The sequence below is a fragment of the Solwaraspora sp. WMMB335 genome, assembly GCF_049179075.1.
Taxonomy (GTDB): domain Bacteria; phylum Actinomycetota; class Actinomycetes; order Mycobacteriales; family Micromonosporaceae; genus Micromonospora_E.
In genome coordinates, this window is the sequence record NZ_JBMHMF010000001.1 from 7,471,206 (window position 1) to 7,488,060 (window position 16,855).

Below are 16,855 nucleotides of genomic sequence, written 5' to 3' on the forward strand. Positions count from 1 at the left end.
TTTCCTCCAAGGTCAACTTTATGGCGGAGGTCACTCTGTCAGACCGGGCCCCGATGGACAATCACGGTGGCCACCACTATGGCCGCCTGGGTGCGTGACATGGTCCACAGTGCACGCAGTCGACGGCCGTGCTCAGAGCACCCGGGTGACGTTTTCGGTGTCGACCCGTACGTCGAGCAGATCCGGGTCCATGTTGACGCAGAGCACCACCGACGCGCCGACCGCGAGCGGCGCGAGCAGCCAGGTCGACGGATGCTCGTGCTGGCCGGCGTCGATGAGCACCCGGTCACCGGCGGTGATGTCCTGCGCCTCGGCGATCGCCAGCGCCAGCGAGCCCCACTCGGCGTAGCTGGTGCCGTCGACGGTCGCCGCGTCGCCCGCTCGCACCAGCGCGTACGCCGGCGCGGCGCTGGCGTACCGGCTTGCCTCGGTGAGGAAGCTGCGGTATCCGGCCGGCGGCGGGGCCCCCGGGGCGGACTTCGCCCCCACGTCCAGTGCGAAGCGGTGCCGACCCAGCGGTACGTCTTCCAACCAGTCGTCGATCCGCCCCCGGGCGGCGAACACCACGTCCAGCGGCTCGTCGGCCCCGGGACCGACCTCCGGTAGCCCGGCGGTGGCGGACAGCCGGATCGACACCGACACCCCGATCGACCAGGCGCCGAGCAGCACCGCCGCGGTCTGCCAGTGCGGCGGCAGCAGCACCGCGGCCCGGTCACCGGCGCTGAGCCCGCATCCGTCGCGCAACAGCGCCGCGGTGCGGGCCGCCCACGCGCCCAGCGCCACGGCGGACAACTCGCTGCGCTCACCGGTCGCATCGTCGTAGCAGGTCAACAACGGTGGCCCGGAGCTGCCGGGAACAGAATCCGGACCGGGAACGGAACCCGGGCCGGGGGCACTGGCGACGGCGGACGCATCCATCGGGACTCCGCAGGTGGTCTATGGGATCGAATACGGGGACACTACCGGGTCAGGGCGCCGGGCACCCGTAACCGCGACGCCACGTCGCGCAGTCGCGGCCAGGGTGCCAGCACGGTCCGTTCCGGCTGCCCTTCGGCGGCGCGTCGCAGCAGGCGGTCGGCCTCGTCGCCGCCGAGCCGGCGACGGGGATCGCGGCGCAACAGTCCGGTCAGCACCGGGCGGAGCGCCCCGGCCCGGGGCGCCGGATCCGGTGGCCCGGTGGCCAGAGCGGTCAGCGTGGCCATCGGCGTGGACCGGGCGTACGGCGCGTGCCCCTGCACCGCCGCGTACAACGTGGCACCCAGCGACCACAGGTCGGTGGCTTCGGTGGACACCCCGTCGCGGGCCCGCTCCGGCGCGATGTACTGCGGCGAGCCCAGCACCATGCCGGTGTGGGTGAGCGCCCCGTCGCCGTCCAGGGTGGCCAGCCCGAAATCGGTGAGCACCACCCGGCCGTCCGCACCGATCAGGACGTTGTGCGGCTTCACGTCCCGATGCAGCACCCCGGCGCAGTGCGCGGCCCGCAACGCCGCGAGCACCCGCCGCCCCAGCACGGCGACCCGTGCCGGCGGCAACGGACCGTCCTCGACGATCACCTGGTACAGCGAGCGGGACCGGACGTACTCCATCACGATCAGCGGGCTGCCGTCGACGTGGCGTACGTCGTAGATGCGTACCACGTTCGGATGGTTGAGCCGGGCCGCGCTGCGCGCCTCCCGCAGGGTGCGGTGGCGCAGCGCGGTGCGCTCGGCGTCGGTCATCCAGTCCGGCGGGGCTACCTCCTTGACCGCGACGTCGCGGTCAAGGATCTCGTCGCGGGCCAGCCAGACCCGGCCCATACCGCCGCTGCCGACCGGGCGGACCAGCCGGTAGCGATCCGCGATCAGATCCGGTCGCACGATTCCGGTCCCCCATCGTCAGCCCACGATTGCTTAGAGTAATCGGGGGTCAAGTCCGGTTGAATCGGCTGGAGAACCGGTGACCGTTCGCCGTTCCGCTGCCGCCGCTGGCCTAACAGCCAGCGGGGCGATGGCCGCCCGGCCATCGCCCCCGGTCGCGCCGGGCGCTACAGCACCGCACGGCGCTACAGCATCGCCGGGCGCTACAGCATCGCCGGGCGCTACAGCATCGCGCCGCCGACCGCGAGCAGGTTGCCGTCCGGTACGACGATCTTCTGCCCGCCACCGGCGAGCTGCGCCGCCGCGCGGCGGGTGTTGAAACCTGGCGCGTCGCGCACGGCCGCCGCGTAGGTGGCCGCGGTCCTGGCCGCGATCGTCTGCCAGCCGTACCGCTTGGTGACCATCTGCCGGGCTGCGCGGGCCACCCGGCGGGCGAACACCTCGTCGGACAGCAGCGAGTGCACCGCCTCGGCCAGCCCGTGCGAGTCCTGCGGGGCGAACGTCGCGCCGGTGACGCCGGGCTCGACGATCTCGGCCAGCCCGCCGGTCGCCGCCACCGCCAGCGGCGCACCGGCCGCCGCCGCCTCCAGCGCGACCATGCCGAACGGCTCGTACAGGCTGGGCACCACGGTCGTGTCGGTGGCGCCGAGCACCGCCGGCAGTTGACTCTCGGTCAGGAACCCGGCGAAGTTGATCAGACCGGCGACGCCGAGCCGCTGCGCCTGCTCCTGCAGCTCGCCCCGGTACGGTCCGTCTCCGGCGATGATCACCCGCAGGCCGGGGTGCCGTTCGCGCAGCCACGGCAGCGCCGCGATCAGGTGTTGCACGCCCTTCTCGTAGACCAGCCGGCCGGCGAAACCGATCAACGGCCCGTCCGTGGCGTGCTTCTCCCTGGCCGCCGCCACCGCCCGTGCCGACGAGCGCCACACCCGGTCGTTCACCCCGTTGGCGATCACGTCCACCCGCCCCGCCGGCAGGTCCAGCAGGTGGCTGACCTCCCAGCGCATGTACTCCGAGCAGGCGATCACCCGGCAGGACTCGTGTCCCAGCCAGTGTTCGATGGAGTGGATCGACTTGTTCATCTCGTCCGGGAGCCAGCCCTGGTGGCGGCCGGCCTCGGTGGCGTGGATGGTGGCGACGAGGGGGATGTCGAGGTGGTCTTTGAGGGTGATGGCGGTGTGGGTGACGAGCCAGTCGTGGGCGTGGATGACGTCGTATTCGGCGGTCTGGGTGGCGCGTAGGGCGGCGCGGGTGAGGGTGTGGTTGAAGGCCATGGTCCAGGCGAGCAGGCTGGGGGTGGCCAGGGGGAACAGGGGTGGGTCCTCGGCGGCGCGCACGATGCGTACGCCGTCGGCGTATTCCTCCAGTGGGGCGCCGGGGGCGTGGCGGGTGACGACGGTGACCTCGTGGCCGGCGGCGACCAGGGCGACGGAGAGGGCGTGCACGTGGCGGCCCAGCCCACCCACCACCACCGGTGGGTACTCCCAGGACAACATCAACACCCGGTGCGCCCGTGGCGCGCGGATGTCGATCACGTCGGCGGTTGGTGACATCGACAGACCCCCCTCGATTCAGGTGCGCCCGGGCATACGCGATCAAACACCGTTGTCGGTGCTCGCGCGTCTTTGGGTTGGCGCCAATAGTGCAGGAAACCGGATAACCAGGGAAGACGGCTGCGTTGCGTCGGTGTAACGGCCACGGATCAGACTTGTCGGACCCGCAGTAGTTCGGCCACCGACCACGCCTGGAACGGACATCCGGTGGCGCCGTGCGGTGGATCCCCGTCAGCCGTTTCGCTGACCGAGCCGAGGCCGTACTCACGTAGGTGGGCGGTCAGCCCGGTGAGCACGTCGGCGACGTCCATCCCGGCCCGGCGGCCCGCCGACACGTACGGGCCGAGCAGCCACGGCCAGACCGTGCCCTGGTGGTAGGCGCCGTCGCGGCGGGCCGGGCCGCCCCGGTGCCGGCCCAGGTAGCCCGCCGAGTCCGACGCCAGGCTGCGCAGCCCGAGCGGGGTGAGCAGCGCGGTGCCGATCTTGCGCAGCGGTGCCGGATCCGGCTCCAGCGGGGCGTACGGCAGCGACCAGGCGAGCAGCTGGTTGGGGCGCAGCGCGTCGTCGTCCTGGTGCGGGTCGGCGCCGAGCGGATAGTGCGCCGGGGCGTCCAGCACGTCGTAGAGCCACCCGGACGGGGCCGGGTAGCGGGTCCGGAACGACTCGTACGCCTGGGTGTAGGTGGCCGCCGCCGGGCCCGGATCCGCGTCGACCAGCTGGGCCAGCTCGCTCACCGCCGCCAGACCGTTGACCCACAACGCGTTCACCTCGACCGGCTTGCCCTCCCGTGCGGTGATCGGCACCCCGTACACCCGGGCGTCCATCCAGGTCAGCGCCTCACCACTGGCGCCGCCGGTGAGCAGCCCGTCGGACGGGTCCACCCGGATGCCGTACCGGGTGCCGCGCAGGTGCGCGGCGACCACCTCACGCAGCGCCGGCAGCAGCTCGGCGGCCAGGTCGATGTCGCTGGTCGCGGCGACGTGCCGGTCGACGGCGTGCAGGAACCACAGGGTGCCGTCGACCGTGTTGTACTCGACGTGCCCGGTGTCGGCGGTGTTCGCCAGCATCCCCTCGGACAGGGTCGCGGCGTACCCGCGCAGCAGTTCCCGGCCCTCGTCGGCGCGCCCGGTGGCGAGGAACAGTCCCTCGTAGGCGATCATCGTGTCCCGAGACCAGGCACCGAACCACGGATAGCCGGCCACCACGTCCGGGCCGGTGCCGGAGTGCACCACGAACGCGTCCGCGGCCAGCGCCAGGGTCGCGTCGACCGGGTCGGCCGGCTTGGCCGCCGCCACCACCGCCCGGTGCCGCCGCCGGGCCGCCCCGACGATCGCCGCCGCCGGCTCGGGCAGCTTCTCCAGGTGTTCCGCCCACGCGGTCACCTCGGCCACCGCGCCCGGCGCGTCGAGGGTGGCGGTGAAGCTGCCCGCGTACCACAGGTCCTCCTCGGCGTGCAGCCCGCGCGCCGCCTCCTCGCGGTGGTAGACCCCGTCCCACCAGTTGCCCGCCGGCACCCAGTCCGGGCCGTGCAGCCGGAACGACCCTTCGACCACCGTGCCGCCGTCGACGTTCTCCATCCGGGGCGGTGGCGCGTCGGCGTACCGCTCGCCGTGCGTGTCCCGCCAGGTGGTCACCGCGGCCAGGGTGATCGTCACCGGGCCGCCGCTGATCAGCCGGTGGGTCACCGCCACGCAGGGGCTGCCGTACGCCATGGCGACCTCGCGTTCGATCACCACGTCGCCGATCCGCCACCGCCAGCGCGGAATGCCGTCGGCCAGGTCGAAACGCTCCAGCAGGGTGTGGCCGGGCGGGTCGACCGCGCCGGAGGACCACTCGTGCACCCCGAGCCGAACCTGGGCGCCCGACGGCAACGTCACCGCCGGATCCAGGCTGACCAGACCCACCTTGCGGACCGCCGGAGCCGCCCCGGCGACGACCAGCAGGCCGTGGTAGCGGCGGGTGCGCAACCCGCTGACGGTACCCATCGCGTAGCCGCCCCGGCCGTCGGTGACCAACCACTCCCGGCTGGCGCCGGCGGTCAGGTCGCCGCAGACCTGCGGCCCGAAGGTGATGTCGAGCAATGTTCCTCCAGAACTGCTGTACCGGCCGGCGGTGATGCCGGAAAACCGAGGTGGTGGCGGTCGGGATTGCCGAGATGGTCGTCGATGTGGCTGTCAAGGTGACGATCCGACAAGTGCCGGAAACACGTGCCAGGAAGAATGACCGTCATGGTCAACTCCAGGCGAACGTATCGTGATCCGGAGCGCACCCGGTTGGCGGAAGCCGACGCGGGCGAGCAGCCGTGGCGGGCATGGGGGCCCTACGTGTCAGAGCGGGCATGGGGCACGGTACGGGAGGACTACAGCGAGCACGGTACGGCGTGGGACTACTTTCCGCATGATCATGCACGATCCCGTGCGTACCGCTGGAACGAGGATGGCATGGCCGGTGTCTGCGACGACCGGCAGACCTTCTGTTTCGGGCTGGCCTTGTGGAACGGTGCGGACCCGATCCTCAAGGAGCGGATGTTCGGCCTGGGCGGCGACGGCGGCAACCACGGCGAGGACGCGAAAGACTACTGGTGGTACGAGGATTCGACGCCCACCCACTCCTGGATGCGCTGGCGTTACCACTATCCGCAGGCCGCCTTCCCCTATGACGATCTCGTCGCGGTCAACGGTATGCGGGGCCGCGACGAGACCGAGTATGAACTTGTCGACACCGGCGTCTTCGACGACGACCGGTACTGGGCGGTGACCGTCGACTACGCCAAGGCGGGGCCGACCGACATGTGTATCGAGATCGTCGTCACCAATCGCGGCGACACCGATGCCCGCCTGCATGTATTGCCCAGCCTCTGGTTCCGCAACACCTGGGCGTGGGGGTTGCCCGGTCGTGACCAGATCCCGGTGCTCACCGGCGAACGCGACCAGCTCGTCGGGCAGCACTGGGTGTTGGGCCAGCTGGTACTGCAGGGCGACGGCGACCCGACCCCGTTGCTGTGCGACAACGACACCAACGCCGAGCGGCTGTGGGGACTGCCGAACCGAACCCCGTACCCGAAGGACGGCATCAACGACCACGTGGTCGACGGCGCGGACACCGTCAACCCGGACCGCACCGGCACCAAGGGCGCCCTGTACTACGTGCTCGACGTACCGGCCGGGGGAGAGGACCGGATCCGGCTGCGGCTCACGCTGGCCGCCCCGCCGCCGGGCGGCTCCCCGCCACCACGGCTCAACCTCGGCGCCGGTCACGCCGCCACCCTCGCCGCCCGCCACGCCGAGGCGGACCGCTTCTACGACACCATCATCCCGGCCGCCGCCAGCGACGACGAGCGGTTGATCGCCCGACGTGCCTTCGCCGGCGTGCTGTGGGGCAAGCAGTTCTACCACTTCGACGTCGCCCAGTGGCTGTCCGGCGATCCGGCCAGCCCGCCACCGCCGCAGGGCCGGGCACACGGTCGCAACACGGCCTGGCAGCATATGAACAGCTTCGACGTGATCTCCATGCCGGACCCGTGGGAGTACCCCTGGTACGCGGCCTGGGACCTGGCCTTCCACTGCTCCACGCTGGCCCGCGTCGACGCCCAGTTCGCCAAGGACCAACTGCTGTTGCTGCTGCGCGAGTGGTACATGCACCCCAACGGGCAGATCCCGGCGTACGAGTGGGCGTTCGCCGACGTGAACCCGCCGGTGCACGCCTGGGCCGCGCTGCGGGTGTTCGACATCGACGGCCGGCGCGACTTCGAGTTCCTCGCCCGGATCATGCACAAGCTGCTGCTCAACTTCACCTGGTGGGTCAACCGCAAGGACGTCAACGGCAACAACGTCTTCGAAGGCGGTTTCCTCGGTCTGGACAACGTCGGACCGTTCGACCGCTCGGCCGCGCTGCCCGTCGCCGGGGTGCTGGAGCAGTCCGACGGCACCGGCTGGATGGCGACGTACGCGCTGAACATGCTCGACATGGCGCTCACCCTGGCGGTGCACGACCACACGTACACCGACATCGCCACCAAGTTCCTGGAACACTTCGCCTACATCGCCGCGGCAGCGTACGACCAGGGGCTGTGGGACGAGGAGGACTCGTTCTTCTACGACCAGCTGCGGCTGCCCGACGGCGACACCGTGCCGCTGAAGGTGCGCTCGGTGGTCGGCCTGCTGCCGCTGGCCGCCACCACGACGCTGAGCTCCAGCACCCTGGCCCGGCTGCCCGAGCTGGGTGCCCGGTTGCGCTGGTTCCTGACCAACAAGCCGGCGTACGCCGACGTGATCGGTGCCCGACGGCTGGCCGGCGACGGCCGGCAGCACCGGTTGCTGTCCATGGTCGGCCCGGACCAGATCGTCCGGATCCTCGCACCCATGCTCGACGAGGAGGAGTTCCTGTCCCCGTACGGGCTGCGGACGCTGTCGCGGCGCCACCACGAGGAGCCGTTCACCGTCTCCCTGGGCGGGCAGGACTTCACCGTCGGGTACGAGCCGGCGGAGTCGGCCAGCGGGCTGTTCGGCGGCAACTCCAACTGGCGTGGCCCGATCTGGATGCCCACCAACTACCTGCTGATCTGCGCGCTACGCGACTTCGCCGGCTTCTTCGGCGACGACCTGCTGATCGAGTATCCGACCCGGTCCGGCGTCAAGCGGACGTTGAACACCATCGCCGACGACCTGTCCAACCGGCTGATCTCGCTGTTCGTCCGCGACGAGTACGGCCGACGGCCGATCTACGGTGCCTGCGAGCCGTTCCAGCGCCACCCCGACTGGCGGGACCTGATCGCCTTTCCGGAGTACTTCCACGGTGACAACGGCGCCGGGCTCGGTGCCTGGCACCAGACCGGGTGGACAGCACTGGTCGCCGACCTCATCCTGAGCGTGCGGGGGGCCGGCGACGGCTGTTGAGTGGCTACTCGGCTGAGTAGCTGCTCAGGCGGGTGCGGCCGGCCGGCGGGCGAAGTCCGGAGCGTGTTCGGGTCGTAACCCGATGCCCATCAGGTAGGCGGGCACCACCGAAGCCGCCGGTACCCGGCGTACCGCGGCCAGCAGCGGCTTCGGCGGACCGGCCCGCCGGCCGGTCAGCACCGGCTGCAGGATCACGCGGTGCAGCGCCTGCTGCAGGGTCTGCACCGCGACCGTCGGCAGCCACCGCCGGGCGCGCACCGCGGCCAGGTCGGCCGCGGCGATCCGGCCGTGGCGTAGCGGCTCGGCGACCCGGGCGGCGGTGGCGACGGCGTCGGCGATGGCGAGATTGATACCTACCCCGCCGATCGGGCTCATCGCGTGCGCCGCGTCGCCGATGCACAGCACGCCGTCGCGGTGCCAGCGGCGCAGCCGGTTCACCCGTACGTCGAGGTGCCTGACCTCGTCCATGCTGGACAACGCGTCGACCCGGTCGGCGAGCCAGGGGGCCGCCGCCGCTACATCGGCGCGGAACGCTTCGATCCCCCGGTCACGCAACTCCGCGTCCCGCCCCTTGCCGGCCAGGTACGCGACCTGCAGGTGTCCCTCACGCGGGATGACCACCAGCATGGCACCACGGCCGGCGGCCGGGCGCAGTCCGGGCAGCGAATCGGAGTCGCGGCGGGGCAGTCGGAACCACCAGGCGTCGATCGGCACCGGTAGTTCGCGGGCGACCAGCCCGGCCTGTCGCCGGACGGTCGACCAGCGTCCGTCGCAGCCGATGGTCAGCGCGGCCCGGATCTCGCCGGTCTGCCCGTCCGAGGTGCGGTAGCGCACCCCGGCGACCCGGTCGCCGTCGCGCAGCAACCCGGTCACCTCGGTCCGCATCCGCAGCGTGAAGCCGGGCTCGGCGGTGCCCGCCTCGGCGAGCAGATTGAGCAGGTCCCACTGCGGCACCATCGCGATGTACGGGTGCGGCGTGCGTAGCCGTCGCAGGTCGCCGACGACGATCCGGCCGCCGTCGACCGGGAAGGCGATCTCGGTGATGTGGCTCTGCGGCAGGGCCGCGAACCGTGCGCCCAGGCCGAGCTCGTCCAGTAGCTGCATCGTGGACGGATGGACGGTGTCGCCGCGGAAGTCCCGCAGGAAATCGGCGTGCTTCTCGCATACGGTCACCGTCACCCCGGCCCTGGCGAGCAGCAGACCGAGCACCATCCCGGCCGGCCCGCCACCGGCGATCACACAGTCGACAGTCTCCACAGCAGCTACCTCCGTCGATTTCATCATGTGTTGAATAAATCGACGATAGCGCGGCGCCGTGCGGTGGCTGCACTGCGGGCACGGTCGGCGGCGCCGACCCTGCCCGTCAGCCGGCCAGCGCGCCGGCGGCGATCAGCAAATACAGCATGCCGCCGCCGGCCACGGCGAGCCCGGCGATCAGCGGCATCCGGGCGGTCAGCGCCCGTACCGGTGCCCAGCCGCGCCCGGCGAGCGCGGACCAGCCCCGGATGGTCACCATGCCGACCACGGTCAGGGTCGCGGCCATGCCGACGCCGAAGGCGGCAACCAGTACGACCGCATCCATCGCCCGCCCGGTGAGTAGACCGCTGACCAGCACCAGGAACGCCGACGGTGAGGGGAGCAGCCCGCCGGACAGACCGATGGCGAGCAGGCCCCGCCGGGACCACGGGTCGGTCAGCGCGACATCGTCGTGGTGGTGATGGTGATGGTCGCCCTCGATCCGTGTCTGCACCGCCACGGTGCCGGCCACGGTGCCCGCCACGGTGCCGGCCACGACGTCGCGTGTACCGGTCCGGTGATCGCCGTGCTCGTGGTGGTGGGTGTCGTGGTCGTGGTGGTGGGTGCGGTGGTCGTGGGGCTGGTGGCTGTGGTGGTGGGAGTGTCCGCGCAGGTGCCGGTAGGCCAGGTGCAGTCCCACCCCGATCACCACCAGCCCGGCCAGCACCTGCATCCACGCCGTCACCCGTTCGGTGCCGACGCTGGCGAAGCCGGTCAGCCCCACCCAGGCGATCGCCAGCACGAGCACCGACAGCGTGTGCATCAGCGCCACGATCACGCCCAGCCGCAACGCGTCGCGGTACCGGCCGCTGGTGCCGGCCAGGTACGCCGCGGTGATGGTCTTGCCGTGTCCCGGGGCGACCGCGTGCGCCGCGCCCACCGCGAGGGCCACCAGCAACACGAGCCAGAAGACCGCACCCGAGTCGAACAGGGCGATCAGGCGGGACTCGAAACCACTGATCCCGGTCAAGCCGTCCTCCTTCTGCGCAGCCGCCGCCAGGTCAGCAGCATGGCTATCGAACCGGCGACGGCGACCGCCGCGCCGGCTGCCAGCGGCAACCCGGCGATGGGTCTACCGCTGCCGGTCAGCGACACCCGGTGGGTCGCCGCAGCCGAGGTGAACAACGCCTGGGACGGCGTCATCGGGCCGTCCGAAGTGAGTACCGTGCGGTACGCGGTGTGCAGGTCGGTGAGCGCGGCGAGCCGTACCTCGATCTCGGTCACCGGTTCGGGACAGTCGAATCGCAACCGGGCACCCTGCCGCAGCAGGTCCTGAAGCGGCAACAGCGTCACCGGGCAGGTACGGCCTGCCTGCGTGATCGCGATCCGGTCGGTCAGGTAGCGGTTCACCGCCGGGGACCGGGCCAGCTTCTGCTCTCCGGTCAACGTCGTGTCGACCGCGCCGGCGGACGGATCCTCGAACGCGCCGAGGGACTGACCCAACGCCACCCAGTCGTCCTCGGCCGCCTGCCAGGTGATGGTGACCTCGGTGCCGGCGACGTCGACCAGCGCGGTCGCCGGCGGACCGAACGGGTGTGCGACGGCCGGCGCGGCGGCCGTGACCTGCGCGGCCGGGACCAGCAGCGCCGCCGTGGCGACGCCGAGCAACATGGGACGCAGCCTCACGGGAACTCCCCCTGGCCCGCGTACGTCCCTGGCGGGGACGTACGCGGGCGTCCTTCGGTGGGTGTGACCTACTTGGTGACGGTGATCAGCGGGCTGGTGATCTGCTGGTTCTCGCTGACCAGGTTGACGTGGTGGGTGCTGCCCGGCTTCGCCGTCGACGGGATGGCGAACCGCTGGTCGATCCGGCCCAGTTCGTCGGCGATCAGCTCCATCACGTACACCCCGTTGCGGCCCTCGGCCGCCTTGGTGTTGCGCAGGTAGACCGACACTTTCTCGTCCGGGTCGTAACCGGCGGCCGAGATCGTGATCAGGCCCTGCATCGGCAGCGTGGTGCGGTCGACGGTGACCTGCTCGCCGGTGGTGTTCTCCGGGGTGCGGATCTCGTTGACGGTGCGCTCACCGGCGTCGTTCTTGCGGATGAGGAACCCGTCGTGGTGCTCGCCGTTGGCGTAGCGGGCCTCGAACCGGATGCTGTCCGCCTCGACGTCGATCATCTGGTAGAGCTGGGCGTCCTGCGCGCTGCTGACCACCTCGGCGCCGTTGCCGGTCCAGTTGGTGCCGCCGTTGAGGGCGTACATCTTGCCCCCGGACACCGACACCACGTAGACGACACCGTCGTGCACGGCGGCCGACCGTCGGGCGGCGGCGACGTTGCCCCGGCCGTACGAGTGGTCGTGGCCCTGCAGCACCAGGTCCACCCCGTACTGCTCGAACAGCGGGCCCCACTGGTCACGCACGTTCGGGTTGTTACGCGAGCCGGTGGTCGAGTACACCGGGTGGTGGAAGGTGACCACCGTCCACTTGTGCGGGTTGCTGGCCAGCACCTGCTCCAGCCACGCGGTCTGCGCCGCCATCAGCGTGGCGTTGCTCTGGTGGTTGGTGTCCAGGCCGATGAACCGCACGCCCTGGTAGTCCAGGTAGTAGACGGTCTGTTTGAGCTCGGCGTTGCCCGGCCCGTTGTCCGGGTACGGGAACTGCGGCCGCCAGAAGGTCGACAGCCCGCCGCTGTACTCGTGGTTGCCGGGGATGGAGATGTTGGCGATCTGCTGGTTGATGAAGCCGTCGGCCTGGTACCACTGGCCCCACTGCTCTTCGCTGTTGGCGTTGTCGATCAGGTCACCGGCGTTGACCACGATCTTCGCCTCGGGACGGTCGGCGAACGCCTGGCGGAACACCCGCGGCACCGCGGTGTCGAGGTTGTTCTGGGCGTCGCCGTAGTAGACGAACGAGAACGGTTCGAACTCGGCCGCGGCCGTGGTGAAGTCGATCCACTCGCTCCAGTTGGTGCCGTCACCGACCCGGTAGGTGTAGCGGGTGTCGGGTTCGAGTCCGGTGAACTCGACCTCGTGGTAGGTCGAGGCGTACCCGAGTGAGGTGTTGACCGAGGCGGTGTTGCTGGCCATCACCCTGGTCACCGTGGCGTCGGCGGCGGGGACACCGCCCACCAGCGCCTGCGGCGCCGCCAGGATCTCGGCCTGCGCCCAGTCGGCCGGCGCTTCGGCCCGCCAGGTCACCTTCTGCGAGGTGGCCGGCGTCGTCGTCGGGATGAGGATGATCCGGTCCGGTACCGGGGACGGCTTGTGGATCTCGGCGGCCGGGTAGCGTTCCGGCGGCGCGTCGCCGACCGCCGGGCTGACCGCGAAGCCGCCGATCAGCGCGGCCGCCGCACCGGCAGCCAGCAGCTGCGCGGTGCGGGACTGACTGATCCGGGGTCTTCTGACGTTCACGGGTGAGGTCCCCCTCGTGGATCTCGGCTGGCCCCGCCGGCGAGACGCGACGGGACCTCCGCATTCATTCGCGGTCGGTCGAGCAGCGGTCGACGTGCAGGTGAGCGCCGGATGAACTCATGATCGACCCGCCGGCGCGGTCATCGGCACGCCGGTTTCCGGTCACGACCTGGTCATCCCTGGTTGGGATGGTGTCCGGACGCCGCGGCATACCATCCGATCGGGTCGGCCCGAGGAAAGCCAGGTGACGAGGCAATGACCGCGAACTCCCGCCTGCCGGCGCTGACGGTCGTGGTGGTCACCGCGCTGCTGACCCTGGCCGCGGCCAGCCCGGGACCGGCGGTCCCGGTCAAGGACGACCGGTTCCTCACCGCGCAGACCCCGGGCGTGCTGCACATCGAAGCCGGGGAGTGCTTCAGCGATCCGTTCTTCCATCGCGGTGCCGGCGAAGTGCTCGTCGTCTACACCCCGTGTGACGAACCCCCGATCGACAACCAGGTGTACGGCTTCGTGTCAGTCGCCGACGGCCTCGGCTCCGACGTCGTAGGCTCCGACGTCGTTGGCTCCGACGTCGTTGGCTCCGACGGCGACGATCGATGGGACCGCGAAGCCTTGGCAGGCTTCGCGTGGCGGCGCTGCGGTGCGGGGTTCGCGCACTACTGGTCTGACCCCGAAGAGTCCGGACTGAACTTCTATCCGGTGCTGCCCACCCAGGAAACCTGGGCGGACGGTGACCGGACGGTGATGTGCGTCGTCTACCGCCAGGGCGGCCGAATGGACGGATCTGCGCTGCCGGCCGCACGGTGAGGCCGCGTCCGGCAACAGGCGGCACCATGGGCGAGGGGTGTAGGAAGCCGGCGCGCGGTGTAGGAAGCCGGCGCAGCCGACTCCCGCCGCCGAGCATGGCCGGGAGTAGGGTGACCAGCATGGCTGTCACCTCAGGAATGGTGCCGCTGGGCACCCTGGCCCCCGACTTCGCGCTCGCCGACGTCTCCGGGCACGTGGTCCGCCGGGACGACTTCGCGGAGGCGCCGGCGTTGCTGGTCGCCTTCGTGTGCAACCACTGTCCGTACGTGAAACATATCGAATCGGTGCTTGGTGCGGCGCTGGCCGACTATCCGGCGCTCGCGGTGGTCGGGATCTGCACCAACGACGCCGAGGCCTACCCCGACGACGCGCCGGCCGCCCTGGCCGACCAGGCGCAGCGGGCAGGCTGGAGTTTCCCTTACCTGGTCGACGCCACGCAGGAGGTCGGCCGGGCGTACCAGGCGGTGTGCACGCCGGATTTCTTCCTCTACGACAAAGATCGGACCCTGGTCTACCGTGGCGCCTTCGACGACTCGACGCCGGGTAACGGCAAGCCGGTCACCGGTGCCGCCCTGCGGGCCGCGATCGAGCTGGCGCTGACCGGCCAGCCGGTTCCCGAACCGCATCAACCGAGCATGGGCTGCTCGATCAAATGGCGCTGACGTAACGGACGGTAAACCACCGTCGCGGGTGGCGCGTCAACCGGGTATGACTCGCCTGCGCGTACCGCTGATCTGTTGCCTCGCCGTTCTGCTGGTCGTTGCCGGCTGCGTCTCGTCGACCCCGTCGCAGCCGAATCCAGGGTCACCAGCGCCGGCCCGGACAACCGGCACACCGGCGCTGCCGGCCATCGTGGACGCCGGATACCGGCTGCGCTACGGCTGGGCCGTGCCGGTCGGAGCCGTTTCGATCGAGCACGAGGTCCGGCCGCCGGCGGCTCCGCCGCCCCAGCCGCCGTTGCCGTACCTGGTCGAGATCAGCACGGCCGACCATCCGGAGGCCGACCCGGCGTTCAGCCGCATCTCGTTCGGGTTCCGCTCCGGCTTCCCCGGCTACCGGGTGAGTTACGTGCCGCAGGTGGTCTTCGCCGGCAGCGGTGAACCGCTCGACCTGCCCGGCAACTGCTTCCTGCAGGTCCGGTTCGTCCGGGCACAGGCCCACGACGAGTACGGACGGGTGTCCGTACAGCGGTCACCGGACCCCGACCTCGGCTACCTGTACCTGCGTGGGTACGGCTTCGCGGGAGACTTCGAAGGCCAGGTCACCTACGGGCTCGGCGTCCAGACGGCAGCTGGGCCGGATCAGGTGCTGCCGCTGCGGATCGGCGAGTCGACCCGCGACGGCCTGCATCTGATCGTGGTCGATCTCGGTTACGGCTGACGATCGGCCGCGACCGCGCCGGGCCCGATCCCGAGCGATTTACCGACGTCTACCCGGTGTCCCGCCTCGACCGGCCGCCCGGCAGAATGGCTGGGCGGGCTCTGGCCGGGCAAGGGGTGGAGGCGAACTGTGGTCGACGTGGTCGTCGTCGGGGCCGGAATCATCGGTCTGACCTGCGCGGTCCGGTTGCAGCAGCAGGGGCTGCGGGTCGGTGTGGTCAGCGCGCACGCGCCGGATCGGACGGTGTCCGCGGTGGCCGCCGCGGTCTGGTACCCGACCCGCACCGACGGGACGCCGCAGGTCCTCGACTGGGCCCGGCACACCTTCGAGGTGTTCGCCGAGCAGGCCCGCCAGCCCTGTCCCGGTGTGTCGATGCGCCCGACCAGGATGCTGCTACGGGCCCCGGTCGACCAACCGCCGTGGTGGGCCAGCGCTGTCGCGGATCTTCGATACTGCCAGGTGTCCCCGTCCCCGTCCCCGTCCCCGTCCCTCGGCACCGAGGCCGACGATGGCGGTGCTGGTGCTGGTGGTGGTGGTGGCGGTGCGGTCGTCGCCGAGTGGCGCTGCACCGTGCCGGCGGTCGAGATGGGTCCGTATCTGGCCTGGTTGGCGCAGCGGTTCCGGTCCGCCGGCGGCGTGTTGCAGGTACGGCGGCTCGCCGCGCTCGCCGAGGCGGCCGAGGTGGCGCCGGTCGTGGTCAACGCGACCGGACTGGCCGCGGCGACGTTGGCCGGTGATCCTGCGGTGCACCCGGTACGCGGCCAGGTGGTGCTGGTGGCCAACCCGGGCATCGCCACGTCGGTGCGTGACGAGCAGCACCCGGACGGCCCGACGTACGTGCATCCACGCCGACGAGACGTCGTGCTCGGCGGCACCTTCGAACCCGGTGCCGTCAGTGAGCAGCCCGACCCGGCGACGAGCCGGGCCATCCGGGCCCGATGCGCCGCGCTGGTGCCCGAACTCGCCGGCGCCGCGGTTCTCGGCCAGCAGGTCGGCCTGCGCCCGGCCCGGCACGGCGGGGCCCGGGTCGAGGCGGAGCCCGCTCCGCCTGCCGGCGTGCGCCGGCTGGTGCACTGCTACGGACACGGCGGTGCCGGCGTCACCCTCAGTTGGGGCTGCGCGGACGAGGTCGTCCGGCTGGTCACCGGCTGACCTCGCCCGGTGCCCGGCGCGGTGGGCACACCGACAGGTCAACCGAGCGCGGCGACCTTCACCAGGTACGACGGCTCGTCGGCGGGTTCCTCCCGGTAGCTGATCTGTTGGATCTGCCGATCGTCGACGAACAGCGCCACGTCGACGAGTACGCCGAGATGGGCGACGCTGCCGGGCGGTGCCCCGTGCTTGTCCTGCAGTACGTCGCCGATGCCACCGAGGTAGTTCGTGGCCTCGCCGTAGTGGTGTTCGGGCGGCCGCCGTACCACCACCTCCAGCGCGACCGGGTCGGTCAGCGGGGTCCAGCCGCTGCGCTGGGCGGCGTCGCAGGCAGCGGTGAGCAGCGTGCGGACCCGGGTGGCCTGCCGGTTCCCGGCGGTGAACACCGACAACGCGTAACTCTTCGCCGGTGGCAGGCCGGGAACCTCGAACGCCAGCGCAAGCGTTTGGCGGTCGCCCATCGCGGCACCTCCTCGCAGATGAACAATTGCTGCCCGCGCCGCACCGGTACTGTCGGGGCGTGCCGTCCGAGACGACCCGCGCCAGCGGGCGCGTGTCGGCGT

At 71.3% G+C, this 16,855-nt stretch carries 13 protein-coding genes and 1 pseudogene; 5 read left to right on the top strand and 9 right to left on the bottom strand.

The window, feature by feature from the left end; translation table 11 throughout:
• Positions 1–132: 132 nt before the first annotated feature.
• The 4 genes and pseudogenes from ACN27F_RS32160 to ACN27F_RS32175 form a co-directional block, all read right to left on the bottom strand.
• Positions 133–918 (bottom strand): TIGR03089 family protein, encoded by a 786-nt coding sequence (locus ACN27F_RS32160; RefSeq protein ID WP_421439221.1) that lies wholly within the window; start codon positions 916–918, stop codon positions 133–135.
• 92 nt (positions 919–1,010) lie between these two features.
• A pseudogene (locus ACN27F_RS32165) lies at positions 1,011–1,856 on the bottom strand (serine/threonine-protein kinase); the annotation flags it as partial.
• 221 nt (positions 1,857–2,077) lie between these two features.
• Positions 2,078–3,409, bottom strand: coding sequence for a glycosyltransferase family 4 protein (locus ACN27F_RS32170; protein ID WP_421439222.1), 1,332 nt, complete (start codon positions 3,407–3,409; stop codon positions 2,078–2,080).
• A gap of 149 nt (positions 3,410–3,558) precedes the next feature.
• Entirely contained in the window at positions 3,559–5,490 is a 1,932-nt protein-coding gene (locus ACN27F_RS32175) for an amylo-alpha-1,6-glucosidase (protein WP_421439223.1), read from the bottom strand.
• 147 nt (positions 5,491–5,637) lie between these two features.
• Here ACN27F_RS32175 and ACN27F_RS32180 point away from each other — a divergent pair, with 147 nt between their 5' ends.
• Positions 5,638–8,304 carry an MGH1-like glycoside hydrolase domain-containing protein gene (locus tag ACN27F_RS32180; RefSeq protein WP_421439224.1) on the top strand — a complete coding sequence of 889 codons (2,667 nt, stop codon included), beginning with the start codon at positions 5,638–5,640 and terminating at the stop codon, positions 8,302–8,304.
• Positions 8,305–8,328: 24 nt separating this feature from the next.
• Here ACN27F_RS32180 and ACN27F_RS32185 read toward each other — a convergent pair whose 3' ends face one another.
• The 4 genes from ACN27F_RS32185 to ACN27F_RS32200 form a co-directional block, all read right to left on the bottom strand.
• Positions 8,329–9,561, bottom strand: a complete 1,233-nt coding sequence (locus ACN27F_RS32185) for an FAD-dependent oxidoreductase (protein WP_421439225.1) — start codon at positions 9,559–9,561, stop codon at positions 8,329–8,331.
• A 106-nt stretch (positions 9,562–9,667) separates the two neighbouring features.
• Entirely contained in the window at positions 9,668–10,570 is a 903-nt protein-coding gene (locus ACN27F_RS32190) for a hypothetical protein (RefSeq protein WP_421439226.1), read from the bottom strand.
• Positions 10,567–11,226, bottom strand: coding sequence for a hypothetical protein (locus ACN27F_RS32195; RefSeq protein ID WP_421439227.1), 660 nt, complete (start codon positions 11,224–11,226; stop codon positions 10,567–10,569). The genes ACN27F_RS32190 and ACN27F_RS32195 overlap by 4 nt, the downstream gene beginning before the upstream one ends.
• A 68-nt stretch (positions 11,227–11,294) precedes the next feature.
• A complete protein-coding gene (locus ACN27F_RS32200) occupies positions 11,295–12,953 on the bottom strand; it encodes a fibronectin type III domain-containing protein (protein WP_421439228.1) in 1,659 nt (552 codons plus the stop codon).
• A 255-nt stretch (positions 12,954–13,208) separates the two neighbouring features.
• Here ACN27F_RS32200 and ACN27F_RS32205 point away from each other — a divergent pair, with 255 nt between their 5' ends.
• The 4 genes from ACN27F_RS32205 to ACN27F_RS32220 all read left to right on the top strand — a co-directional run bounded on the left by ACN27F_RS32205 (position 13,209) and on the right by ACN27F_RS32220 (position 16,292).
• The gene (locus ACN27F_RS32205) at positions 13,209–13,760 is read left to right on the top strand and encodes a hypothetical protein (RefSeq protein WP_421439229.1); all 552 of its coding nucleotides are present in this window, start codon (positions 13,209–13,211) and stop codon (positions 13,758–13,760) included.
• Between the two features lie 119 nt (positions 13,761–13,879).
• A complete protein-coding gene (locus ACN27F_RS32210) occupies positions 13,880–14,422 on the top strand; it encodes a thioredoxin family protein (protein WP_421439230.1) in 543 nt (180 codons plus the stop codon).
• Between the two features lie 46 nt (positions 14,423–14,468).
• Positions 14,469–15,140 carry an AMIN-like domain-containing (lipo)protein gene (locus tag ACN27F_RS32215; RefSeq protein WP_421439231.1) on the top strand — a complete coding sequence of 224 codons (672 nt, stop codon included), beginning with the start codon at positions 14,469–14,471 and terminating at the stop codon, positions 15,138–15,140.
• Between the two features lie 129 nt (positions 15,141–15,269).
• The gene (locus ACN27F_RS32220) at positions 15,270–16,292 is read left to right on the top strand and encodes an FAD-dependent oxidoreductase (RefSeq protein ID WP_421439232.1); all 1,023 of its coding nucleotides are present in this window, start codon (positions 15,270–15,272) and stop codon (positions 16,290–16,292) included.
• Between the two features lie 38 nt (positions 16,293–16,330).
• Here ACN27F_RS32220 and ACN27F_RS32225 read toward each other — a convergent pair whose 3' ends face one another.
• Positions 16,331–16,753, bottom strand: coding sequence for a hypothetical protein (locus ACN27F_RS32225; RefSeq protein ID WP_421439233.1), 423 nt, complete (start codon positions 16,751–16,753; stop codon positions 16,331–16,333).
• Positions 16,754–16,855 lie beyond the last annotated feature (102 nt).